Genomic DNA, 22,057 nt, shown 5'->3' with positions numbered 1-22,057 from the left:
GACGGCCGCGCCGTGGACGAGCAGAGCGCCGGAGCCGCAGCGTCCGGTCCTCGCTCCGGGGACGCGGCGCCCGAGTTGCGTGCGCCGCGCCGCACTGCCACTCTCGACACGGTTCGAGCGGGGGTGGAGATGGCCACGATCGGAGACGTCGCGAAAGCGGCAGGGGTCTCTCGCAGCACTGTGTCGTACGTCCTCTCCGGCAAGCGCAGCATCTCCGCCGAGACGCGCAAGCGCATCGAGGACGCGATCGCCGAGCTCGACTTCACGGTCAACGCCGGAGCACGGGCGCTCGCGACGCGCCGCACCATGGCGCTCGGCCTGCTCGTCCACTTCGACCCGGACGAGTTCGCGCCCGCGATGGTCGAGTACGTGCTCCCCATCACGGCCCGCGCCCGCGAGCTCGGCTACGACGTGCTGCTGGCCACCGAGGCCGACGGGGCGGCTGCCGTCCGCCGACTCACGCGCTCCGGCCAGGTCGACGGACTGATCCTCCTGAGCGTCGCGGACGACGACGACCGGCTGCCCGTCCTGCGCGCCTCGCGGCGGCCCGGTGCCGCCCTCGGCGTGCCCGCGGACGCCTCCGGGGTGGACGTCTTCGACCTCGACTTCGGCGACGCGGCCCGCCTGCTGATCGAGCACCTGGGCGCCCTCGGGCATCGGAGCATCGGTCTCGTCACCCCTCCTGAGCGCGTCTTCGACCGCGGAGGGACCTACGGGCTCCGGTTCCGCGAGTCGGCTCTCGAGACCGCCGGTCGGCTCGGGATCGAGCTGGTGATGCGCCCGGCCGCCACCGCCGCCGACGCCGTCGAGCCGATGATCACGGCGTTCCTCGACGACAACCCCGGACTCACGGCGCTGGTCGTCCACAGCGACCGGACCATCGCGATGCTTCCCGCGATCCTGGGCCGACGCGCTGTCGCCGTGCCCGGGCAGCTGTCCGTCGTGAGCCTGTACTCGGCCGAGTTCGCCCGCGACTTCTCGCTCCCCTACAGCTACGTCGAGACGGGTGCCGCCGAGCTCGGCGCGCACCTGGTCGACACGCTCGTCGAGCGGATCGAGCAGCCGTCCCGCGGCGAGGAGCCGTCGATCCGCCTCCTGCCCGCGCGTCTCGTCGACCGCGGGAGCGCCCGCGCGGTCTGAGGACCGCTCCGGAGCCCCTAGGCCCGGTCAGAATCGCGAGGCGACCTCGTAGAGGACCTCGTCGTCGCCCGCGTAGACGCCGTCGCGCCGCGGCCAGTGCGCGATCACGTCCGTGAAGCCGAGCTCCTCCGCCCGGCCGGCCATGTCCTCGAACCGGGCGACGCTCTCGAGGGAGTAGTCGCCCCCGGAGTCGAGCGAGAGGTGGCGCTCGACGGTGCGCGGGTCGCGCCCGGCCGCCTCGAGCGCCGCATCGAGCCGCCGGGAGAGGGACGCGACCGCCCGCCACCACTCCTCGCTCGACACTCCCTCCGGGCCGGTCGTGACCCAGCCCTGCCCGCGCTCGGCGACGAGCGCGAGGCCCTTCGGCCCGTTCGCGGCGAGGACGAACGGGACGCGGGGGCGCTGCACGGGCTCGCCCACCATCCGCGCCGAGCGGGCGGTGAACCACTCCCCCTCGAGGTCCACTCCGCCCGAGCCGGGCTCCTCGAAGCGCAGCAGCGCGTCAAGGGCCGTGACGAACTCGGTGAAGCGCTCGTGCCGCTGCCGGGGCGAGTAGTCGGGCTGCCCGAGCACGCGCGCGTCGAAGCCCGTGCCGCCCGAGCCGACCCCGAGGATCGTCCGACCGCCCGAGATCTCGTCCAGCGTCGCGATCTCCTTCGCGAACGGCACCGGGTGGCGGAAGTTCGGGGAGGCCACGAACGTGCCCAGGCGGAGCGTCTCGGTCACCATCGCGGCAGCGGTGAGGGTGGGGACGGTCGCGTGCCACGGCTGGTCGGCGAGGGAGCGCCAGGAGAGGTGGTCGTAGGTCCACGCGTGGTCGAAGCCCAGGCCCTCGGCCGACTGCCACTTCCGGCGGGCCTCGGCCCACGGGTCCTGCGGGAGGATGACGATGCCGTGTCGCATCGTCCGAGTGTACGAGCGCCGTCGGGTCAGAGCGCGGCGGGCGGCACCGGGGGCGGATCGGGCACCTCGTCCACGACCGAGCGCGGGACCATCAGGGTCGGCATCCGCACGCGCAGGCGCAGCGGTTCCCGCTCCGACGCGCCGAGCAGCTCGCGGGCGGCGCTCCGCACCTGCCGCGCCAGCGCCGGGTGCACGGCCCCCGGATCCTCGAACGCGGCGACCAGCTCGCGCAGCACTTGGGTGGTGCTCCGCGGGTCGCCGTCCTGCCTGGGCATCGGATCGGCCCCTCACTCTCGGCACGGCCGTCAGGGTCCCGGCGGTGCAGCGGATGTCTCGCGCCGACGGTAGGGCCGGGACGGCGCCGTGGCACTGAGGTTGACAACGGGAGGACCCGGCCGATCGCGGTGCGCGGGGTGCGATCCGCGCGAGGGCGGTCCTGCTGGGGATCGACGGCCACCGCCGGGAGAACCCGCTTCCCACGATCGCGCCCGTCCGGTCGCGGCTGCTCTCGGGGCGTGATCACGACGACGGAGCGGGTGGACGACTGGGTCGAGGGCTGGTGCCGGGCACGCGGCGTGCAGCGCGTCCGCGAGGACGGGGCATGGCTGGTCGATGTCGGAGCGGAGTCGCGCACGCGGGAGCGGATCCTGGTCGATCCGTCGCCCTCCGCGCTGCAGGCGGGCGCCGAGCGGGTGGCCGGGCCCCAGGAGTGGCTGACGGTCATCGGCCTGGGCGAAGACGCCCGCCTCGCGCCCGCCGCCGGGCTGGAGCTCGTCGCGGGCGACGAGAGCCTGATGGCGGCGCTCCTCGGCCCGGGCCGCACCGCCGAGGGTGCCCTGCTCGCGGGAGCCGTGCTCGAGGCCGCCGACGGAGTGGCGAGCGTCCGGCTGCTGGTCGACGGAGTCGTCGCCGCTCAGGGCACCGCCGCCGTGCACGGGACGGTCGCGGTCCTGGACCGGATCGAGACCGATGCGCGGTTCCGCCGACGCGGGCTGGGACGGCGGGTCGTCGACGCCCTCACCGCCTGGGCCCGGTCCGAGGGTGCACGGAGCGGTCTCCTCGTCGCCAGCACGGACGGCCGCCCCCTCTACCTCACCCTCGGCTGGGAGGTGGTCGCGCCGGTGCGCATCTGGCGCGGGGCCGCACTCCGAGATCCGGGACAGGGCTGCGCGGCCGCCGGGCGATGATCCCCCGCCGTACGGCCCTCCGGGAGCGCACGTCCGCCTGGGTACGGAATCCCGCGCAACGGATACAGGCGGCGGAGAACGGCGAAGCAGCCGTGAAGCGGCCGCCCGCCGATCTGTATTCAGCCGATAACACCACCCTCGAAAGAGGGACGCCCGCTATCGCTCGAACGGCCTTGTCCGAGAAGCGGATCATCCGCTTCTCGGACTCGTGTCACCGCCCTCGGGTCGTCACCCGAGAGCGCCCTTCTCGGCCGAGTAGAGCTGCTTCACCTGCTCCGCGGTCAGCGCCCGGTCCCACACCCGCAGTCGGGCGAGGGAGCCGGCGAAGCGGTTGATCATCGTGCCGTCCCGGCCGACCGCTCCGACCACGAAGTCGCCGGGAGCCGCGTTGAGGCCGTCGGAGTAGACGTAGGGGTTCTTGGCGTAGGTCGCGCCGAGCTTGTCGGTGTACACCGGGTACGCGGTGGCGGCGCCGTCGAGGTACGAGACCGCGACTGCGCCGTCGTACGTCCCGACGTGCAGCTGCCACACGCCGCGCGTGATCCGGCGGGGCTCCACCGAGTAGTCGCGCGAGTACGGGTAGCCGGGCGTCGGCCCGCCGAGCTTCGAGACGTGCATGCACACGCGCTCCCAGCCGCCGTACTCGGGGAGGTTGTTGAACAGCGCGTAGGAGCGCAGCGGCCCGACCGTCGACTCCTCCCAGACGCCCGCGATGCAGGCGCCGTCCGCGGCGGAGTTGAGCACCCACACCGCGATCGTCACCTGGCCGGTCGAGGCGCCCAGGTTGAGCGGGCCGACCTCGTCCTTGGGGACGACCAGGTGGTCCGTCGTCCCGTTGAGGGCGACTCCGGTGCCGAACGGCGTGGCGACGGCGCGGGCGGAGGAGCCCGCGCCCTGCCGGAGCGCCGGAGCGCCCGCGGCGGCCGAGGCGAAGGGGGCGGCGCTCTCGGCGAAGGACCACTCCGCGATCGGCGTGGGCACGGTGACCGTGGGGACCGGAGCGGCGTCGCCGACCACGAACGCGTCGAGGATCAGGTTGGTGCCGCTCGAGGCCGGGTTGCGGCCGCTCCCGCGGCGGATGGTCACCGTGTGCGGCCCGGCCGCGAGCTGTCCGCTGCTCCAGACCGTCTGCTTCGACCGCGTCGCGGCGCTGTAGCGGTCGACGGACGCGACCTTGACTCCGTCGAGCTCGACCTCGTTGATGCCGGACGAGCCGGTGAGGCGGCTGATCCAGCTCACGCTGGTGCCCGTGAAGGCGAGGGTGGCGGAGGCGCCCGCGGTGGTCGAGTAGGCGATGCTGCCGCCGCTGTCCGTGCTCGCCTTCAACGTCGACCAGGTGCCGGTCGTGACGATCGGGGCGGCGCCGTTCTCGTAGGTGCCCGCTCCGGGCAGCGTCGTCGCCGGCGGAGGCGTCGCGTCGCCGACCACGAAGGAGTCGAGCAGCAGGTTGGTCCCGGTCGAGGCCGGATTGCGGCCGCTCCCCCGGCGGATCGTCAGCGTGTGCGGCCCGGCGGCGAGCTGTCCGCTGCTCCACACCGTCTGCTTCGAGCGGGTGGACGCGCTGTAGCGGTCGACGGAGGCGACCTTCACACCGTCGAGCTCGACGTCGTTGATCCCGGAGGACGACGTGAGTCGGCTGATCCAGGCGATGCTCGTGCCGGTGAAGGCGAGCGTCGCGGAGGCGCCGGAGCTGGTCGAGTAGGCGATGCTCCCGCCGCTGTCCGCGGTGGCCTTCAGCGTCGTCCAGGTGCCGGTGGTGACGATCTGCGCGGCGCCGTTCTCGTAGGTGCCCGCGCCGGGCAGCGTGGACACGGGCGGCGTCTCGGGCTCGGGCTCCGTCTGCGGCACGGGGCCCTCGGCGATCCAGCGCTGGAAGGTGTCGAGCATCTCCTTGTTGGTGAAGCTCGGGACCTTGTGCCCGTCGGTGCCCTCCCCCGGGTGGGTGCGGACCGTCGCCTCCTTCGCCAGGGGCAGGGCCGCGGCGTGGAGGGCGGCGCCGTGCAGGGCGAACGGCACGACCTTGTCGTCGGGCGATCCGGTGATCCTCAGCCGCGCACCGCGCCACACCGACGCGGGCAGCCGCGCCGGGTTGGTGGCGGCGATGGCCGCGGCGTCGGCGTACTCGGGGCCGATCCGGTCCGGTTCGCTCGCCGCCCGCTCCTCCATGTCGTAGGAGCTGTTGCAGAGGTACGCGCCCCGGATGTTCGGCACCATCCGCTTCCCGTAGGCCCAGGTCAGAAGCGGCCCGCCCCCGGAGTCGGAGCGCAGGAGGCTCGCGTCGATCCGCCACACCGACGAGGCCCAGGCGACGACAGCGGCCTGGATCTCGATCGCTCGCGGGCTCGACCAGATGCTGCCGCCGTAGGTCGGGCAGATGCTGACGATGCCGCGGTCCACGGCGAGGTCGGCCGAGTACGCGAAGGCGCTCGAGAGCGCCGTGTGGGTGCCGTTGCGGGCGTGGTAGTACCAGAGCATCGATGCGCCCCTGGTCTGCGACGGAGGCGTCGCGTGCGGCACGAACAGGCGCGCCCGGTCCCCCGCGACGACGACGTCGATGATCTCGTAGCGCTTCCCGCCCGTCTTCGACGTGGCGGTGGACAGGCGCGAGACCTCGCCGGGCAGTCGGGGCACCGCGGTGAGGTCGCCGGCCGCGAGGGCCGGCGTCGCGAAGGCGATCGCGCCCGCGCCGGCGACGGATCCGGCGAGGATCGTGCGGCGGGAGAGAGCGGAGAGGGCCTTGACGCCCGATCGGGAGCCGGTGCGGGAGGAGTCGGCGGAGTCGCCGACGGCAGTGTCCTGAGGAGTCACGGAAGAGAGAGCCTTTCCGATCGTCACCGTTCCGGGTACACCGATCGAAAGAGGAGGAGAAGGCGTTCAGTGAACGAGCGGCAGCGCTCGCGCTACTGATGCGGATCACCTTCTCCTCGAGAAGGAAAGGGAAGCCGGATCAGGCTAACAGAGGGGATGAGAAGGGGTTCAGTATTTCTACCCACCGTTTTATCGACCGGAGGAGAATGGGCGAGGAATCGCTTATCCGGCCGCTTATCGTCCCTTTTCCGGTGACACGACGCGTGCTGGACACCGCCGTCTGGCAGGATGCCCCCGTGTCGGAGACGGGTCGGCTGCAGCGGGGCGGCGCCCTCCCCGTGCTCCTCGTGTTCCTCCGCCTCGGGCTGACCTCGTTCGGCGGGCCGATCGCGCACCTCGGCTACTTCCGCGAGGAGTTCGTGGTGCGCCGCGGCTGGCTGACCGATCGCGCGTACGCCGACCTCGTCGCGCTGTGCCAGTTCCTCCCCGGACCCGCGTCCAGCCAGGTCGGGATGGCGGTCGGCCTGCAGCGCGCGGGACTCGCCGGACTGGTCGCCGCGTGGTGCGGATTCACGCTCCCCTCGGCGATCGCCCTGGTCCTCGTCGCCGGGCTCGTCGCCGGTACGGGCGATGTCGCCTCCGCCGGCTGGCTCCTGGGCCTCCAGGCGGCGGCGGCCGCGGTCGTCGCACAGGCCGTGCTCGGGATGGCGCGCTCGCTCGCACCGGACCGCCGACGCGCGACGATCGCCGGTGCGGCGGCCGTCGCCGTGCTCCTCGCCCCGGAGCCCGCGCTGCAAGTGGCGGTGATCGCGGCGGCGGGCCTGGCCGGCGTCCTGTGGCTCCGCCGTGAGGAGGCGGCTCCAGACGACGGCCCGGGCTTCGCGGTCCGAATCCCGACGGCGCTCGCGGTCTCGGCGCTCGCCCTCTGGGGACTCCTCCTGGCCGGCCTCCCCCTGCTGGACGCTCTCACGGGCGAGGGAGCGGCGGGTCTCGCCTCCGTCTTCTACCGCGCGGGCGCTCTGGTGTTCGGGGGCGGCCACGTCGTGCTGCCTCTGCTGGAGGCGCAGACGGTCGGCGCCGGCACGGTCGGGCAGAGCGAGTTCCTGGCCGGATACGGGGCGGCGCAGGCGGTGCCCGGCCCGCTCTTCACCTTCTCCGCGTTCCTCGGCGCGGTGGGCGCGGGGACGCCGGACGGTGTCGCGGGGGCGGCGATCGCGCTGGTCGCGATCTTCCTGCCGGGCGCTCTGCTCGTGGTCGGCGTGCTCCCGTTCTGGCAGCGGCTGCGGCACCTGCCGGTCGCGCAGAGGGCGCTGGCCGGCGTGAACGCCGGCGTGGTGGGACTGCTCGGCGGCGCCCTCTACGACCCGGTGCTGACCGAGGGCATCGGCTCGACCGGCGCTCTGGCGCTCGCGATCGGCGCCTTCGTGGCGCTGACGCGCTGGACCGTGCCCCCGTGGATCGTCGTCCTCGCCGCCGCGGGCCTCGGCGCCCTGCTCCTCTGACTCCCTCCGGGGACGACGATCCGGACCAGCCCTGGCAGTCTGGACGCATGAGGGCTCGGGGGACGACAGCAGCAGTGGCGACGACGGCAGCGGCGGGGCTCCTGCTGCTGGGCGGGTGCACCGCCGGCGGCGGGGCCGAGGCGGGCGCCACGGCGTCCGCGCCCGCCTCGCGGACGCCGAGACCCGCCATCACCGACCTGATCACTCCGAGCCCGACCCCCTCCGCTCCGGCGACCGCCGAGCCGGTCGGAACCGTCGTCGACGCCGGGCCGGTCGGCGAGGGAGTCCCCGCCACCGTCTCGGGCACCGGCCCGGCCGACGTGTCGTTCCAGCGGCAGGGCGAGTTCGCGGTCGTCCTGAGCCTGGACTGCTCGGCCTGCACCGGCACGGCGATCGTCACCGCCGCGGGCCGGATGACGCCCTTCGGCGAGGCCGCCGCCCCGATGACGGGGTCGTTCCTGACCGGGATCTTCCGCGACGACCCCGTCGAGCAGCAGGTGATCGTCCGAGCCGACGGGCCGTGGACGCTCGGCCTGCAGAGCTGGAACGACCTCGCGACGGTGAGCGGTGCGCAGTCCGGCACCGGCCCGGCCGTCCTGTTCTTCTCCGACGACGTCCCGCGCGTGACGGTCGACTACACGCCCGCGGGTCCGGACGACTCGTTCTCCGGCCGCGTGTTCACGACCTCCGATCAGCCGCAGCTGTTCGGCGACTCCGTCGCCTTCTCCGAGGTGTTCGAGGCCGACCTGCCCGGCGTCATGGCCGTCCAGACCGAGGGGACCTGGACCGTCACGCCGACGCCCTGACCCGGGGTCGCGTCGCGCCGGCCGCGGAGTCGGGGAACGGGCGCCCCTCGGCCCAGACCCGCTGCACGCGGAGCGATGCGTCGAGCAGGACGACGTCGGCGCGGTACCCGGGGGCCAGCAGGCCGAGGTCGCCACGGCCGAGCACGCGGGCGGGAACGGCGGTGAGGGCGGCGACGGACGCCTCCAGCCCGAGCCGACCGGGCCCGACGGCGCGCCGCAGGGCCTCGTCCTGCGTGAGCGTGGATCCGGCGAGCACAGCGGTGCCCGCGAGCCGGGCGACTCCGCCGAGCACCTCGACGTCGAGCGGGCCGAGGCGGTGCGCTCCGTCGCCCGCCCCGGCCGCCGCCATCGCGTCGGTGACGAGCGCGATCCGCCCGGGAGCCGCCGCGAACGCGAGCCGCACCACCTCGACGTCCACGTGCCGGCCGTCGAGGATCAGCTCGAGCGCGACCCTCTCGTCTCCCAGGGCCACCGGGATCGGGCCCGGGGAGCGGTGGCCGATCCCGGGCATGGCGTTGAACGCGTGCGTGACCAGCCGGGCTCCGCGGTCGAACGCTGCCCGCGCCTGGTCGGCGTCCGCCTCGGTGTGGCCCACCGCGACCACCGTGCCGGCGCCGGCGAGCCGCTCCACCGCGGCGAGGGCTCCCGGCAGCTCGGGCGCGAGCGTGATCTGCGCGAGGCGTCCGCGGGCGGCGTCCAGCAGCCGGCCGACCGCGCCGGAGGAGGGGTGCACGAGAGCCGCGGGGTCGTGCGCTCCCCTGCGCGAGGGCGCGAGGAACGGGCCCTCGAGGTGCGCGCCGAGCACGAGCGGGTCGGTGGCCGCGAGGGCCGAGACCGCGTCCAGAGAGGACTCCAGCTGCTCCAGCGGCGCCGAGACCAGGCTGACCAGCGAGCGCGTGGTGCCACGGGAGCGGTGCAGCGCGAGGCCCGCGCGGATCGCCTCCGCTCCTCCGTCGAAGCCGTGACCGCCCCCTCCGTGCACATGGAGGTCGAGGAAGCCCGGGACAGCGGTGAGGCCCCGCGCGTCGTGCAGCTCCGCCCCCTCCGCCTGCGCCTGCCAGCCGGTGCCGGTGCCGGTCGCCGTGATCGCGCCGTCCCGCGCGCGGAGCCAGTGGTGCTCCACCGTCCCGGCCGCGTCGACCTTCCGTGCGCTGTGGATGATCAGCGCGGCGTGCGCCATGCGGTCGTCTCCTGGGTGTCGGTTCCGGATCGGCGGGGACTCCGCCCCCTCCCGACGATGGCACAGCCCCTGCCGGTCGAGCCGGTCCGACACCGATCACTGCGCCACCCGAACGCATTCCGCGCCTCCGCGTCACGAACAGGGACCTCGCGCGTCTCCTGTGCATGCCTCCCCTGGACACCCGAACCCCCACCCCTCGCCTAGCCGCCTCCCGCCGGCCGCTCGACGTCGTCGCCATCGCGGCGGCCGCCCTCGTCAACGAGCGCTACCTGGATCGGCGCTTCACCGTCCACCACCTCGCCGCCGAGCTGCGGATGCCCGCCCTGCTGCTGCGGCTGCGGTTCCGCCGCTGCTACGGGCTCGGCCTCGACGAGCACCTCGCCCTCCGCCGACTCGAGCTGGCCGCCGTCCTGATGGCGAGCACCCCCGTCGCTCTCGGCGGCCTCGACCGCATCGCCCGGGGTTCCGGCTACCGGGGCACCGCCGAGCTGGACCGCGACCACCGGAGGCACCGCCGGTCCTCCGCGCTGGCCGCCTGGTTCCGGGCCGCCCCGCGTCCCGAGCGCGAGCACCGGCCCGGCATCCGGCCCGAGGAGGAGCTGCTCGCCGCAGCGCCGGGTGCCGCGACGCCGGCCCGCCCCAGCAGCATCCGCTCGGCACCGGTCACCCCGCTGAGGCGCCGCGCCTGAGCCCGGCCGCGGAGCGGTAAAGTGCCACGATGCGCACCTCCGGAACCCGCCGATGACGGCCGTCCGCTACGTCGCGATCGGCGATTCCTTCACCGAGGGCGTCGGCGACGAGCGGCCGGACGGCACCCCGCGCGGCTGGGCCGATCTGGCGGCCGCGGGATGGGCGGCGGCCACGGGTGAGCGGATCGAGTACGCCAACCTCGCGATCCGGGGCCGGCTCATCGCGCCGATCCTCGCCGAGCAGCTCGAGCCCGCGCTCGCCCTCGGCCCGACCCACCTCTCCTTCAACGGAGGCGGCAACGACATGCTGCGCCCGCGGGCCGACATCGAGCGGATCGCCGACGCCTACCTCCGTGTGCTCGAGCGCTGCGACGAGCAGGGCGTCGTGCTGATCGCCCTGGCCGGCGCCGACCCGTCGCCGCGGCTCCCGCTCGGCTCGCTCATCCGCCGCCGCGGGGACGCGCTGACCGACGCCGTCCTGCGTCGGACGAGCCACCGGACCGACGTGGTCGTCGCCGACAACTGGCACGACCCCGCTTTCGCCGATCCGGAGCTGTGGTCGGAGGACCGCCTGCACCTCGGCCCGCGGGGGCACCGGCGGGTGGCCGACCGGGTCCTGCGGGCGCTCGGGCTCACGCCGCCCGCCGCGCTGCCCGACGCTCCCGAGGCCGCACTCCGGCGCGGCGGAACCGTGCAGTACTACCGGCAGCACGTCGCGCCGTGGGTGCAGCGGAGGCTCACCGGCACGTCCTCCGGGGACGGCCGCGCCGCGAAGTACGCGGGCTTCGTGCCGATCGACCCGGTCTGACGCCTCCTCCGAGGAGCACGGCCCTCGTTCGACGGGCAGGGATCTCCCGTGAGGCGCTCAGCGGCGACCACTCATGGCCGCTCGACGGCGTCGAGCGCTCAGTGCCAGCCGTACCGCGCCGAGAGCACCCGGGCGACGGCGTCGTACCGAGCACGCTCCAGAGATGCTCCTTCGCGGCGCATCCCGGCGGGGTGCACGCGGAACACGCGCTCCGGGTCGACCCAGCTGGGGCGCCCGTCCGGGTCCCAGCCGCCGGTGCCGACGGCCAGGTAGTCGGAGTGCTCCTTCGAGCTCAGCCGCACGGCGAGAACCGTCCCCGACTTCTCGACCGCGAGCACGAGCACCGGGCGGTCCTTGCCGCGGCCGTCGTCCTCCTCGTACGGCACCCAGGTCCAGACGACCTCGCCCGGGTCCGGGTCGCCGTCGGGCGTGGGCGCGTAGCCCAGGCGGACCCCGCGGAGCCGCGACGGGTCGACCTCGACGGTGCGGCCCACTCCGCTCGCGCCCGGCGTCGGCGCCGTCGTGCTCAGGTACGGGCGCTGCGGGCGGGGCCCGGCGTCCGGCCGCGGGGCGACCGCGCGGCCGAGGAGTCGGAGGAGCAGGGACACGACCGAGCGCGAGGAGGGCACCCCGGAACCCTAGCCCGGATCCGCGGCCGCCCGCCTGCGGGGGCGCGCCCGGCGGTCGCCCGGCCCGGACGCGCCGACGGGGTGCCGGCTCCGGAGAGCCGGCACCCCGTCGGGTGCTGCGGAGGAGGGGGTCAGTCCGCCAGGACGTAGCCCGCCTCGCCGTGGATGGCCGTGTCGATGCCGGCGATCTCGTCCTCGTTCTTCACGCGGAAGCCCATCGTCTTCTGGATGATCCAGCCGATGAGGAGCGTCATGACGAAGGAGTAGGCGAGGACGGTGAAGGCCGCGAGGGCCTGCTTGCCGAGCTGGCTCGCGTCGCCGGTGAGGAACAGGCCCACGCCGGTGCCGAAGAAGCCGATGTAGAGCGTTCCGATGAGGCCGCCGACCAGGTGCACGCCGACCACGTCGAGCGAGTCGTCGTAGCCGAGGCGGTACTTCAGGTCGATCGCCAGGGCGCAGACGGCGCCGGTGATGACGCCCAGGACGATCGCCCAGAACGGCGACAGGCTGGCGCAGGCCGGGGTGATCGCGACGAGGCCCGCGACCGCGCCCGAGGCGGCGCCGATCGAGGTGGGCTTGCCGTCCTTGATCTTCTCGACGACGAGCCAGCCGAGGATCGCGGCGGCCGGAGCGGCGATGGTGTTCAGGAAGGCGACGGCCGCGATGCCGTCGGCGGCGAGCTCGGAGCCGGCGTTGAACCCGAACCAGCCGAACCACAGCAGTCCGGCGCCCAGGAGCACGAACGGCGGGTTGTGCGGCTGGTGCGCGCCCTTGGTGAAGTTGACGCGCTTGCCGAGCACCAGGGCGAGAGCGAGGGCCGCCGCTCCGGCGTTGATGTGGACGGCGGTGCCGCCCGCGAAGTCGATCGCGCCGACGCCGTAGGCGATCCAGCCGCCGTCGACGACGGTGGCGTCGTCGCCGAGGGTGAAGTTGAAGACCCACGAGGCGACCGGGAAGTAGACGACGGTGGCCCAGACGCCGGCGAAGACCATCCAGGCGCCGAACTTCGCCCGGTCCGCGATGGCGCCGGAGATGAGCGCGACGGTGATGATCGCGAACGTCGCCTGGAACGCGGCGAAGGCCAGCGTCGGGTAGGCCGACGTCTGCTCGCCGAGCGCGTCGTTGTAGATGCCCTGCAGGCCGATCTGGGCGGTGTCGATGCCGAGGACGCCGTCGATGCCGACGAAGGTGTCGGTCCCCGCCGGGCCGGACGGGCCGTTGCCGAACGCGATCGCGTAGCCGTACAGGACCCAGAGGACCCCGATGAGGCCCATGGCTCCGAAGCTGAGCATCATCATGCTGATGACGCTCTTCGCACGCACCAGGCCGCCGTAGAAGAAGGCGAGCCCGGGGGTCATGAGCAGGACCAGCGCGGCTGCGATGAGCAGGAACGCGGTATTGCCTTGATCCATTGTTGAACCTCTCGTGAGTGTGCAGAGAAAAGCCCGGAGCGAGGACGCTGCGTCGGAGCACGGCCTGGAGACACGCGGGTGTCGGGTCACCTCGGGTAGCCGACAGTCTGGTGGCGCGAGGTTTCGTCCCGTGAGGCACCGCGTTTCGCGGAGGTTACGGCCGAGGCCCCTGTGTAAAAAGCGCGTTACGGCGCACTGGCGGACGGCACGACGACGAACCCGGGACCGCCGGGAGGAGAGCGGATCCGCCCCTAGGAGCGGGGCGCCATCGAGGTGAGCGCGATGAGGCGCGACATCGAGCGCAGGTACTTCTTGCGGTAGCCGCCGCTCAGCATGTCGCCGCCGAAGACCTCGTCGAGGGGCGTCCCGGAGGCGAGGACCGGGATCTGCGCGTCGTAGACCCGGTCGATGAAGGCCACGAGGCGCAGGGCGTCGGTCTGATCGGTCAGAGCGGTGACACCCCGGAGCACGATGGTGTCGACGCCGTCGATCACCTTGATGTAGCGGGAGGGGTGCACGGTGCCCAGGTGGTGCACGGCGTCCGCGAACGGGTCGTCGGTGACGACGGAGCCGGCGGGGGCGGCCCCGACGAGAGCGTCGATCTCCTCGTCGGTGCGCACCACGGCGTGGCCCTCGATGTCGCGGCGCCGGTAGTCGGTGCCGTCGATCCGCATCGTCTCGAAGTGGGCGGCCATCGACTGGATCTCGCGGAGGAAGTCCGCTGCGGCGAAGCGCCCCTCGCCCAGCGCGTTGGGCGGGGTGTTCGAGGTCGCGGCGATGCGGGTCCCGGAGGCGACCAGCTCGCCGAGGAGCCGCGTCATCAGCATCGTGTCGCCCGGGTCGTCCAGCTCGAACTCGTCGATGCACAGGAGCGCCGAGCCCTTGAGGAGCGAGACGGTCGCCGCGTAGCCGAGCGCGCCGACGAGCGCGGTGTACTCGATGAACGTCCCGAAGTAGGTGCGGCCCGGCACCGCGTGCCAGATCGCCGCGAGCAGGTGGGTCTTGCCGACGCCGAAGCCGCCGTCGAGGTACACGCCCGGCTTGACCGCGGGGGCCTTCTTCCGGCCGAAGCCCAGGAAGCCGCCTCCGCCTCCCTTGGATCCGCCGCCGGCGGCGAACGCGCGGAGAGCCTCCACCGCGTCGGCCTGCGAGGGGTACTCCGGGTCGGGACGGTAGCTCTCGAAGGTGGCGCCCTCGAACTGGCGCGGGGGCACCAGCGTCGACGCGATCTCGTGCCCGCTGATCAGGGGCGAGCGGGCGGTCAGGCTGCTCGTCGATCGGACGTCGTCGGGGCTCACTCGCGTCTCGCATCCTGCGCACGGCGGGGGTCAGTGCGCTCAGTGGCGGCGGCCGCACCGGGCACGGAGCCGCCGCGGTTCTGTGTCGAACTCTTACGGCGCCCTCCGTGCGGCGTCGTCCGCGGACGCGTACTGTCGCTGAAGGGCGGGCTCCAGCGTAGCCCGCCGTGGAATCACGCCCGCGCTCCGCGCACCATCCTGGAGGTCCTCCTTGTCCGTCGAAACCGATCCGTCGCCGAAGTTCGCCTCCTACGCGCACCCCGAACGGCTCGTCAGCGCCGACTGGCTCGAGCAGCGCCTCGGCACTCCCGGTCTCGTCGTCGTCGAGTCCGACGAGGACGTCCTGCTCTACGAGACCGGCCACATCCCCGGCTCCGTCAAGATCGACTGGCACACCGACCTCAACGACCCGGTGCAGCGCGACTACATCCACGGTGCCGCGTTCGCCGCGCTCGTCGGCGGCAAGGGCATCGCCCGCGACACCACCGTCGTCGTCTACGGCGACAAGAACAACTGGTGGGCCGCCTACGCGCTCTGGGTCTTCACCCTCTTCGGCCACGAGGACGTCCGTCTGCTCGACGGCGGTCGCGACAAGTGGCTCGCGGAGGGCCGCCCGACGACCACGGACGCCTCCTCCCCGGAGCCCGCCGAGTACCCCGTCGTCGAGCGCAGCGACGCCGAGATCCGCGCCTTCAAGGACGACGTCCTCGCGCACTTCGGCAACCCGCTGATCGACGTCCGCTCCCCGGAGGAGTTCACCGGGCAGCGCACCACGGCGCCGGCCTACCCGGAGGAGGGCGCCCTGCGCGCCGGTCACATCCCCAGCGCGCAGAACGTGCCCTGGGGCAGGGCCGCCGCCGAGGACGGCACCTTCCGCCCCCTCGACGAGCTGAACGGCATCTACCGCGAGGGCGCGGGGCTGAAGGACGGCGACTCCGTCATCGCCTACTGCCGGATCGGCGAGCGCTCCGCCCACACCTGGTTCGTGCTGACCCACCTCCTCGGCTTCGAGGGCGTCCGCAACTACGACGGCTCCTGGACCGAGTGGGGCAGCGCCGTCCGCGTCCCGATCGTGCAGGGCGCCGAGCCCGGCGAGGCCCCCGCGGCCCGCTGACGCGTCACGACGGAGGCCGGGAGCGCCGATCCGCCCGTCGACGGGCCGGATCCGGGCTCCCGGCCTCCGCTGCGACCGCCCGCCGCCCCTCCCCCGATGAGACACTGGACCGGATGACCGACACCACGCTCCCCGACGCTCTGCGCGACATCCGCGAGGAGTTCCTCGCCCTCGAGAAGCCGGAGCGCCTGCAGCTCCTGCTCGAGTTCTCGAACGAGCTCCCCGACCTGCCCGAGCGCTACCGCGACCACCCGGACCTCTTCGAGCGCGTGGAGGAGTGCCAGGCGCCCGTCTTCATCGTCGTCGACGTCGAGGGCGGGATCGTGCACCTGCACGCCACGGCTCCCCGCGAGGCGCCCACGACGCGCGGCTTCGCGTCGATCCTGGCGCAGGGCCTGGCCGGGCTCACCCCCGAGCAGGTGCTCGCCGTTCCCGACGACTTCCCGCAGACCATCGGCCTCTCGGAGGCGGTCTCGCCGTTGCGCCTGCGCGGCATGACCGCGCTGCTCGGCCGTACCAAGCGGCAGGTCCGCGCGCACCTGGCCGCATGATCCTCCGGCCGCTCGTCCCCGCCGGTCCGCCGATCGTGATCGGCGAGGAGGGCGCGCGAGCGGCGGTCGCGGACGCCTGGCGTCCCGACGAGGCGGTGCGCGTGCGCCTGAACATGATCGCGAGCGTCACCGGCTCCAGCACCGGCTCCGACGGCACCAGCGAGACGCTGACCAACCGCGTCGACCGCACGATCCTCGGAGTCGTCCGCGAGCAGGCCGACGTCGTCCTCGTCGGAGCCGCGAGCGTCCGCGCCGAGGGCTACCGCGTCCCCCGGCGGGTCCCGCTCGCCGTCGTCTCCGCCTCGGGCGATCTCGCCGGGCACCGCCTGGAGCTGCAGGAGGGCTCCCGGGTCCTGCTGCTGGTGCCGGAGTCGCGCGGCGCGGTGGAGGGGCTCCCCGCCGGCGTCGAGGTCGTCCCGGTCACGTCCTCCTCGGAGCGGATCGGCGTCGACGAGCTCCTGGAGGCTCTCGCCGGGCTCGGCCTGCACCGCGTCGTCTGCGAGGGCGGCGCCTCGCTCTCGGGCCAGTTCCTCGCCTCGGGCCGGGTCGACGAGCTGTGCCTCACCACCTCGCCGCGCGTGGTCCTCCCGGGCCTCCCGGTCGCGACGGGCACGGCCGTCGTCGACGACGCGTACGCCCTGACGCTCCTGGCCGCGGACGATTCCGGGGCCGTCTACGCCCGCTGGAGCCGCACGCGCTGAGAGCCGCCCACCCGGCGTGCCTCCGCGTCCCGGGCGCGTCGGAACCCTAGTCTGCGACCGTGCCCGAATTCCCAGCGTCGTCCCAGCTCCCCGAGGAGTTCCGGGTCGCGACGGAGTCGATCCGCGCCGCTGCCACGCGCGCCGAGCTCACCGTGTCCGAGATCGCCTCGCCGTCGGGTCTCGCGCCCTGGGCCCTCGCCCTGTCGGGCGACGTCGCGCCGCACGCGCACGGACGCGACTCCGAGCTGGGCACGGGGCGCTTCATCCTGCTCTACGACCCCGAGGAGCCCGAGCAGTGGGGCGGCCCCTTCCGTGTCGTCTGCTTCGCCCAGGCCCCGCTCGAGGTCGAGATCGGCACCGATCCGTTCCTCGCCGAGGTCGCCTGGTCCTGGCTCATCGACGCCCTCGGGGCGCGGGGCGCCTCCTATTCCGCCGCGTCCGGCACAGCCACCAAGGTGCTCTCCACCGGTTTCGGCGAGCTGGCCGCTCAGGGGGACGGTGCGCAGATCGAGATCCGCGCCTCCTGGAGCCCGGATGATGCGCAGCTCGCCGCTCACGTGGAAGGGTGGGGGGAGCTGTTGTGCATGCTCGCGGGTCTCCCGCCCGTATCGAGCGACGGTGTGACCCCGCTCGCCTTCCGACGGAACAACCGTGACTGATTACCGTGTCCTCTCCACGCCCGACGAGTTCCTCGCCGCGGTCGACGCCCTCGCCGCCGGCGAGGGCCCCGTCGCCGTCGACGCCGAGCGCGCCTCCGGCTTCACCTACTCGCAGCGCGCGTACCTGATCCAGGTCTACCGGCGCGGCGCCGGCGCGTTCCTCTTCGATCCCCCCGCCATCGGCCGGATGGACGCCCTGCAGGCGGTCATCGGCCAGGAGGAGTGGGTCCTCCACGCCGCCAGCCAGGATCTCGCCTGCCTGCGCGAGGTGGGCCTGGACCCGGTGCGGATCTTCGACACCGAGCTCGCCGCCCGGCTCCTCGGACTGCCCAAGGTGGGCCTCGGCGCCGTCGTCGAGGACCTCCTCGGCATCCACCTGGCCAAGGAGCACTCGGCCGCCGACTGGTCGACCCGCCCCCTCCCCCAGAGCTGGCTCGTCTACGCCGCGAAGGACGTGGAGCTCCTCGTGGACCTCCGCGACCGCATGGAGGAGATGCTCATCGCCGCGCGGAAGACGCGCATCGCCCGCGAGGAGTTCGAGGCGACGCTCGCGCGCGCTCCGAAGGCGGTCCCGCCGGACCCGTGGCGCCGCCTCTCCGGCATGCACTCGCTCCGCGGCCCGCGCCCCCTCGCCGTGGCGCGCGAGCTCTGGCTGGCCCGGGACGCGTTCGCCCGCGAGCGCGACATCGCTCCCGGCCGCCTGATCCCCGACTCCTCGATCATCGCGGTCGCCCGCAACATCCCGACCAGCATCGGCCAGCTCTCGGGCCGCCGCGACTTCACCGGCCGCGCCAGCCGCGGCGAGGTGGAGCGCTGGTGGGCCGCGATCGAGCGCGGGACGACGACCGAGGACCTGCCGAGCCCGACCCGCCCGGCCGCCGACACGCTCCCCCCTCCGCGGGCGTGGGGCGATCGCAACCCGGCCGCCGACGCGCGCCTGAAGGCGGGACGCGCCGTGGTCACCGAGATCGCCGAGCTGCTCTCGCTCCCGGTCGAGAACCTGCTCACGCCGGAGCTGCTGCGCCGGGTGGCCTGGAACCCGCCCGAGCCGCTGACCGCGGAGTCGGTCGCCGCGGAGCTCACCCGCGCCGGCGCCCGCGCCTGGCAGGTCGAGGCCACATCGGGCTCGATCGCCACCGCGTTTGTCGAAGCGGCCCAAGCGCCGGCCGAGGGCACCGAAACCCCTTCGTAGGAAGCGGCAAAGGATTCCGGCTGCGCGGTGCCGGTTCCTACGATCGACGGCGACCGTGAGTTCCTGGGAGGCATTGTGGCCGAGAGATCCGAAGTCGTGTTCGTCGACGGAGTCCGTACTCCGTTCGGGCGTGCCGGCGAGAAGGGCATGTACTGGCAGACCCGAGCCGACGACCTCGTCGTCAAGGCGATGATCGGTCTGCTGGAGCGCAACGGCGCGCTGCCGAAGGAGCGGGTGGACGAGGTGGCGATCGCCGCCACCACCCAGCAGGGCGACCAGGGCCTGACCCTCGGCCGCACGGCGGCGCTGCTCGCAGGGCTGCCGAAGTCGGTGCCCGGCTTCGCCATCGACCGCATGTGCGCCGGAGCGATGACCTCGGTCACCGCGACCGCGGGCGGCATCGCGTTCGGCGCCTACGACGTGGTCCTCGCCGGCGGCGTGGAGCACATGGGCCGGCACCCGATGGGCTTCGGCGCCGACCCCAACCCGCGCTTCCTCTCCGAGCGCCTCGTCGGCGAGGACGCGCTCAACATGGGCCGCACGGCGGAGCGGATCCACGACCGCTTCCCGCACCTGACGAAGGAGCGCGCCGACCACTACGCCCTGCGGAGCCAGCAGAAGCTCGCCGCCGCGTACGCCGCCGGCAGCATCCAGCCGGACCTCGTCCCCGTCGCCACGCGCAGCGCCGCGGGCTGGGGCCTCGCGACCGCCGATGAGGCACCGCGCCCCGAGACGACCCTCGAGGGCCTCGCGGGCCTGCGGACCCCGTTCCGCCCCCACGGCCGGGTGACCGCGGGCAACTCCTCCGGGCTCAACGACGGAGCGACGGTGTCGCTCCTGGCCAGCGCCGAGGCCGCACAGGAGCTGGGCCTGTCCGCGAAGATGCGGATGGTGAGCTTCGCGTACGCCGGCGTCGAGCCCGAGATCATGGGCATCGGCCCGGTCCCCTCGACCGAGAAGGCGCTCCGCAAGGCGGGCCTGACCATCGAGGACATCGGGCTCTTCGAGCTCAACGAGGCGTTCGCCGTGCAGGTGCTCTCCTTCCTCGACCACTTCGGCCTCGACGACGACGACCCGCGCGTCAACGAGTACGGCGGAGCGATCGCGATCGGCCACCCGCTCGCCTCCTCCGGGGTCCGGCTGATGATCCAGCTGGCCCGGCAGTTCGAGTCGCACCCCGAGGTCCGCTACGGCGTGACGGCCCTCTGCGTCGGCCTCGGCCAGGGCGGCACGGTGATCTGGGAGAACCCGCACTACGACGGCAAGCGCGGACGACGGAAGGGACGCTGACCCATGCTCGACGGATTCGAGAACCTCGTGGACCTCGCCGAGGGCGAGGTCGTCACCCACTCCTACGTCCGCGACGTGCCGCTGCCCAGCGGCCGCACGCTCGCCCTGATCACGCTCGACAACGACCGCGACCACACCCGCCCCAACACCTTCGGACCGGCGTCGCTCTTCGAGCTGGCGGACGTCCTCCTCACGCAGAAGGAGCGCGCCTCGCGCGGCGAGATCCAGGCGGTCGGCATCACCGGCAAGCCGTTCATCCTCGCCGCGGGAGCCGACCTCAGCAAGGTCGGGGCCATCCCGAGCCGTGAGCTCGGCCGCCAGCTGGCGCGCTTGGGCCATCGCACGCTGGGGATGCTGGCCGAGCTGGGCGTGCCGTCCTTCGCCTTCATCAACGGCCTCGCCCTGGGCGGCGGCACCGAGATCGGCCTGAACGCCGACTACCGCACCGTCGACTCCTCCATCCCCGCGCTCGGGCTCCCCGAGGTCTTCCTCGGCATCATCCCCGGCTGGGGCGGCGCGTGGCTCCTGCCGAACCTGATCGGCATCGAGAACGCCCTCAAGGTCGTCGTCGAGAACCCGCTGAAGAACAACCGCACGCTCAAGGGCCAGGAGGTGTTCGACCTCGGCATCGCCGACGCGATCTTCCCGCCCGCCGCCTTCCTCGAGGACTCGCTCCGCTGGGCCGACGGTGTGATCGGCGGCTCCGTGAAGGTGGAGCGGCCGAACGCGCCCGGCAAGCTGGAGCGGCTGGTCAAGTGGGACGTCGCGATCTCGATCGCGCGCAAGCAGGTGGAGTCGCGGATCGGCACGGTCGCGGCGTCTCCGTACCGCGCGCTGGAGCTGCTCAAGGCCGCGAAGAACACCACGCGCGAGGAGGGCTTCGCCGCCGAGGACGAGGCGCTGGCCGACCTGATCTCGGGCGACCAGTTCCGCGCGAGCATCTACGCGTTCGATCTGGTGCAGAAGCGCGCCAAGCGTCCTGCGGGAGCGCCCGACAGGGCGCTGGCCAAGCCCGTCACCAAGGTCGGGGTCGTCGGCGCGGGCCTCATGGCCTCGCAGTTCGCGCTGCTCTTCCTCCGCCGCCTCCAGGTGCCGGTGGTCATCACCGACCTCGACCAGGAGCGGGTCGACAAGGGCGTCGCGGGCATCCGCGCCGAGATAGACGCGCTGCTGGCGAAGGGACGCGTCTCCCCCGACGACGCGAACCGCCTCCGCGCGCTGATCACCGGCACGACCGACCGCTCCGACTTCGCCGACGCCGACTGGGTGATCGAGGCGGTCTTCGAGGAGCTGTCGGTGAAGCAGGACGTGTTCGCCGACATCGAGCGCTACGTCTCGCCCACGGCGGTGCTCGCGACCAACACCTCGTCCCTCTCCGTCGAGCGCATCGGCGAGCGGCTGGAGCACCCCGAGCGCCTCGTCGGCTTCCACTTCTTCAACCCGGTCGCGGTCATGCCGCTGATCGAGGTGGTCCGGACGCCGCACACCGACGACGAGACCCTCTCGACGGCGATGGTCACCGCCGCGAAGCTCAAGAAGAACGCCGTCATCACGCGCGACACCCCGGGCTTCGTGGTGAACCGCGTGCTGGCGAAGGTCCTGGGCGAGGCGATGCACGCGGTCGACACGGGCACTCCCTTCGAGGTCGTCGAGCAGTCGCTGGCTCCGTTCGGCCTGCCGATGACCCCGTTCGAGCTGCTCGAGCTGGTGGGCCTCAAGGTCGGCGCGCACGTGCTCGACACCCACCACGCCGCGTTCCCCGACCGCTTCTTCGACAGCCCCAACCTGCACCGCCTCGCCGAGCTCGGCCGCGTCTTCGAGCGCGACGCGAAGGGGCGTGTGAAGGGCGTCGACAAGCGCGCGGTCGCGATCGTCGCCGGGGGCACGGAGCCGATGACGGCCGAGCAGCTGCGGCTGCGCGTCGAGACGGGTCTCGCGGACGAGGTCAAGCGGATGCTGGACGACGACGTCGTGCACGCCGCGGAGGACATCGACCTCTGCCTGATCCTCGGCGCGGGCTACCCGTTCCAGATGGGCGGGCTCACGCCCTACCTCGACCGGGTCGGCGCGAGCGAGCGGGCGTTCGGGGACACGTTCCACCACCCCGCGATCCGCGGCGTCGACTGACGCGGAGTGCAGTGACGCGGAAGGGGCGCCGGATCTGATCCGGCGCCCCTTCCGCGCGTCG

General features: G+C 73.5%; 20 protein-coding genes. 13 read left to right on the top strand and 7 right to left on the bottom strand.

Annotation, left to right across the window (positions count from 1 at the left end; translation table 11 throughout):
* The first annotated feature begins 129 nt into the window (after positions 1-129).
* Positions 130-1,140 (top strand): LacI family DNA-binding transcriptional regulator, encoded by a 1,011-nt coding sequence (locus tag C5C71_RS05730; protein ID WP_104337317.1) that lies wholly within the window; start codon positions 130-132, stop codon positions 1,138-1,140.
* A gap of 27 nt (positions 1,141-1,167) precedes the next feature.
* Here C5C71_RS05730 and C5C71_RS05725 read toward each other — a convergent pair whose 3' ends face one another.
* Positions 1,168-2,043 (bottom strand): LLM class flavin-dependent oxidoreductase, encoded by an 876-nt coding sequence (locus tag C5C71_RS05725; RefSeq protein WP_104257531.1) that lies wholly within the window; start codon positions 2,041-2,043, stop codon positions 1,168-1,170.
* 26 nt (positions 2,044-2,069) lie between these two features.
* Positions 2,070-2,318, bottom strand: a complete 249-nt coding sequence (locus C5C71_RS05720) for a hypothetical protein (protein ID WP_146084430.1) — start codon at positions 2,316-2,318, stop codon at positions 2,070-2,072.
* A gap of 240 nt (positions 2,319-2,558) precedes the next feature.
* On the opposite strand from C5C71_RS05720, the gene C5C71_RS17750 reads away from it, so the two are divergent.
* The gene (locus C5C71_RS17750) at positions 2,559-3,230 is read left to right on the top strand and encodes a GNAT family N-acetyltransferase (RefSeq protein WP_219813969.1); all 672 of its coding nucleotides are present in this window, start codon (positions 2,559-2,561) and stop codon (positions 3,228-3,230) included.
* A gap of 228 nt (positions 3,231-3,458) precedes the next feature.
* Here C5C71_RS17750 and C5C71_RS05710 read toward each other — a convergent pair whose 3' ends face one another.
* On the bottom strand, positions 3,459-6,038 hold the full coding sequence (locus C5C71_RS05710; protein WP_104337296.1) for a LamG-like jellyroll fold domain-containing protein: 2,580 nt from the start codon (positions 6,036-6,038) through the stop codon (positions 3,459-3,461).
* 296 nt (positions 6,039-6,334) lie between these two features.
* Between C5C71_RS05710 and chrA the strand changes: the two genes are divergently transcribed.
* Positions 6,335-7,540 (top strand): chromate efflux transporter, encoded by a 1,206-nt coding sequence (gene chrA, locus C5C71_RS05705; RefSeq protein ID WP_258059829.1) that lies wholly within the window; start codon positions 6,335-6,337, stop codon positions 7,538-7,540.
* Positions 7,541-7,587: 47 nt separating this feature from the next.
* Positions 7,588-8,346 carry a hypothetical protein gene (locus tag C5C71_RS05700; RefSeq protein WP_146076890.1) on the top strand — a complete coding sequence of 253 codons (759 nt, stop codon included), beginning with the start codon at positions 7,588-7,590 and terminating at the stop codon, positions 8,344-8,346.
* On the opposite strand, the gene C5C71_RS05695 is transcribed toward C5C71_RS05700, so the two are convergent.
* Positions 8,330-9,526, bottom strand: coding sequence for an N-acetylglucosamine-6-phosphate deacetylase (locus C5C71_RS05695; protein ID WP_104337294.1), 1,197 nt, complete (start codon positions 9,524-9,526; stop codon positions 8,330-8,332). The two genes, C5C71_RS05700 and C5C71_RS05695, sit on opposite strands and share 17 nt — an antisense overlap.
* 164 nt (positions 9,527-9,690) lie before the next feature.
* On the opposite strand from C5C71_RS05695, the gene C5C71_RS05690 reads away from it, so the two are divergent.
* Both C5C71_RS05690 and C5C71_RS05685 read left to right on the top strand, forming a co-directional pair.
* Positions 9,691-10,215 carry a hypothetical protein gene (locus tag C5C71_RS05690; protein ID WP_104328701.1) on the top strand — a complete coding sequence of 175 codons (525 nt, stop codon included), beginning with the start codon at positions 9,691-9,693 and terminating at the stop codon, positions 10,213-10,215.
* Positions 10,216-10,267: 52 nt separating this feature from the next.
* Entirely contained in the window at positions 10,268-11,023 is a 756-nt protein-coding gene (locus C5C71_RS05685) for an SGNH/GDSL hydrolase family protein (RefSeq protein ID WP_104262912.1), read from the top strand.
* Positions 11,024-11,121: 98 nt separating this feature from the next.
* Here the strand turns inward: C5C71_RS05685 and C5C71_RS05680 are convergent, their stop codons facing one another.
* From C5C71_RS05680 to zapE, 3 genes are all read right to left on the bottom strand, one after another.
* Positions 11,122-11,652 carry a type II toxin-antitoxin system PemK/MazF family toxin gene (locus tag C5C71_RS05680; RefSeq protein WP_219813824.1) on the bottom strand — a complete coding sequence of 177 codons (531 nt, stop codon included), beginning with the start codon at positions 11,650-11,652 and terminating at the stop codon, positions 11,122-11,124.
* Positions 11,653-11,783: 131 nt separating this feature from the next.
* On the bottom strand, positions 11,784-13,064 hold the full coding sequence (locus C5C71_RS05675; protein ID WP_104222080.1) for an ammonium transporter: 1,281 nt from the start codon (positions 13,062-13,064) through the stop codon (positions 11,784-11,786).
* A gap of 251 nt (positions 13,065-13,315) precedes the next feature.
* Positions 13,316-14,362 (bottom strand): cell division protein ZapE, encoded by a 1,047-nt coding sequence (gene zapE, locus C5C71_RS05670; protein WP_104337293.1) that lies wholly within the window; start codon positions 14,360-14,362, stop codon positions 13,316-13,318.
* Positions 14,363-14,573: 211 nt separating this feature from the next.
* Between zapE and C5C71_RS05665 the strand changes: the two genes are divergently transcribed.
* The 7 genes from C5C71_RS05665 (at position 14,574) to C5C71_RS05635 (ending at position 21,996) form a co-directional block, all read left to right on the top strand.
* On the top strand, positions 14,574-15,476 hold the full coding sequence (locus C5C71_RS05665; RefSeq protein WP_104225237.1) for a sulfurtransferase: 903 nt from the start codon (positions 14,574-14,576) through the stop codon (positions 15,474-15,476).
* A 113-nt stretch (positions 15,477-15,589) separates the two neighbouring features.
* The gene (locus C5C71_RS05660; protein WP_104222086.1) at positions 15,590-16,027 is read left to right on the top strand and encodes a SufE family protein; all 438 of its coding nucleotides are present in this window, start codon (positions 15,590-15,592) and stop codon (positions 16,025-16,027) included.
* Complete coding sequence (locus C5C71_RS05655) at positions 16,024-16,728, top strand: dihydrofolate reductase family protein (protein ID WP_104337292.1); 705 nt, start codon at positions 16,024-16,026, stop codon at positions 16,726-16,728. The genes C5C71_RS05660 and C5C71_RS05655 overlap by 4 nt, the downstream gene beginning before the upstream one ends.
* 59 nt (positions 16,729-16,787) lie before the next feature.
* Positions 16,788-17,387 carry a DUF3000 domain-containing protein gene (locus tag C5C71_RS05650; RefSeq protein ID WP_104222090.1) on the top strand — a complete coding sequence of 200 codons (600 nt, stop codon included), beginning with the start codon at positions 16,788-16,790 and terminating at the stop codon, positions 17,385-17,387.
* The gene (locus tag C5C71_RS05645) at positions 17,380-18,579 is read left to right on the top strand and encodes a ribonuclease D (RefSeq protein WP_104222092.1); all 1,200 of its coding nucleotides are present in this window, start codon (positions 17,380-17,382) and stop codon (positions 18,577-18,579) included. Before C5C71_RS05650 ends, C5C71_RS05645 begins: the two co-directional genes overlap by 8 nt.
* Before the next feature lie 75 nt (positions 18,580-18,654).
* Positions 18,655-19,869: a thiolase family protein gene (locus C5C71_RS05640; protein ID WP_104324739.1), complete on the top strand. Its 1,215-nt coding sequence runs from the start codon at positions 18,655-18,657 to the stop codon at positions 19,867-19,869.
* Positions 19,870-19,872: 3 nt separating this feature from the next.
* Positions 19,873-21,996: a 3-hydroxyacyl-CoA dehydrogenase NAD-binding domain-containing protein gene (locus C5C71_RS05635; protein ID WP_104267880.1), complete on the top strand. Its 2,124-nt coding sequence runs from the start codon at positions 19,873-19,875 to the stop codon at positions 21,994-21,996.
* The last annotated feature ends 61 nt before the right edge of the window (positions 21,997-22,057 follow it).

The sequence above is a fragment of the Rathayibacter sp. AY1C1 genome (assembly GCF_002932105.1).
GTDB lineage: Bacteria > Actinomycetota > Actinomycetes > Actinomycetales > Microbacteriaceae > Rathayibacter.
Note: the sequence above shows the minus strand (reverse complement) of the source record. Positions and strands in the feature narration are given on the sequence as shown.

Coding starts and splice junctions, on each gene's coding strand:
- C5C71_RS05655 (WP_104337292.1), top strand. CDS start 16,024: ATGATCCTCCGGCCGCTCGTCCCCGCCGGTCCGCCGATCGTGATCGGC.
- C5C71_RS05660 (WP_104222086.1), top strand. CDS start 15,590: ATGACCGACACCACGCTCCCCGACGCTCTGCGCGACATCCGCGAGGAG.
- C5C71_RS05685 (WP_104262912.1), top strand. CDS start 10,268: ATGACGGCCGTCCGCTACGTCGCGATCGGCGATTCCTTCACCGAGGGC.
- C5C71_RS05730 (WP_104337317.1), top strand. CDS start 130: ATGGCCACGATCGGAGACGTCGCGAAAGCGGCAGGGGTCTCTCGCAGC.
- C5C71_RS05635 (WP_104267880.1), top strand. CDS start 19,873: ATGCTCGACGGATTCGAGAACCTCGTGGACCTCGCCGAGGGCGAGGTC.
- C5C71_RS05695 (WP_104337294.1), bottom strand. CDS start 9,526: ATGGCGCACGCCGCGCTGATCATCCACAGCGCACGGAAGGTCGACGCG.
- C5C71_RS05720 (WP_146084430.1), bottom strand. CDS start 2,318: ATGCCCAGGCAGGACGGCGACCCGCGGAGCACCACCCAAGTGCTGCGC.
- C5C71_RS05725 (WP_104257531.1), bottom strand. CDS start 2,043: ATGCGACACGGCATCGTCATCCTCCCGCAGGACCCGTGGGCCGAGGCC.
- C5C71_RS05675 (WP_104222080.1), bottom strand. CDS start 13,064: ATGGATCAAGGCAATACCGCGTTCCTGCTCATCGCAGCCGCGCTGGTC.
- C5C71_RS05690 (WP_104328701.1), top strand. CDS start 9,691: ATGCCTCCCCTGGACACCCGAACCCCCACCCCTCGCCTAGCCGCCTCC.
- C5C71_RS05700 (WP_146076890.1), top strand. CDS start 7,588: ATGAGGGCTCGGGGGACGACAGCAGCAGTGGCGACGACGGCAGCGGCG.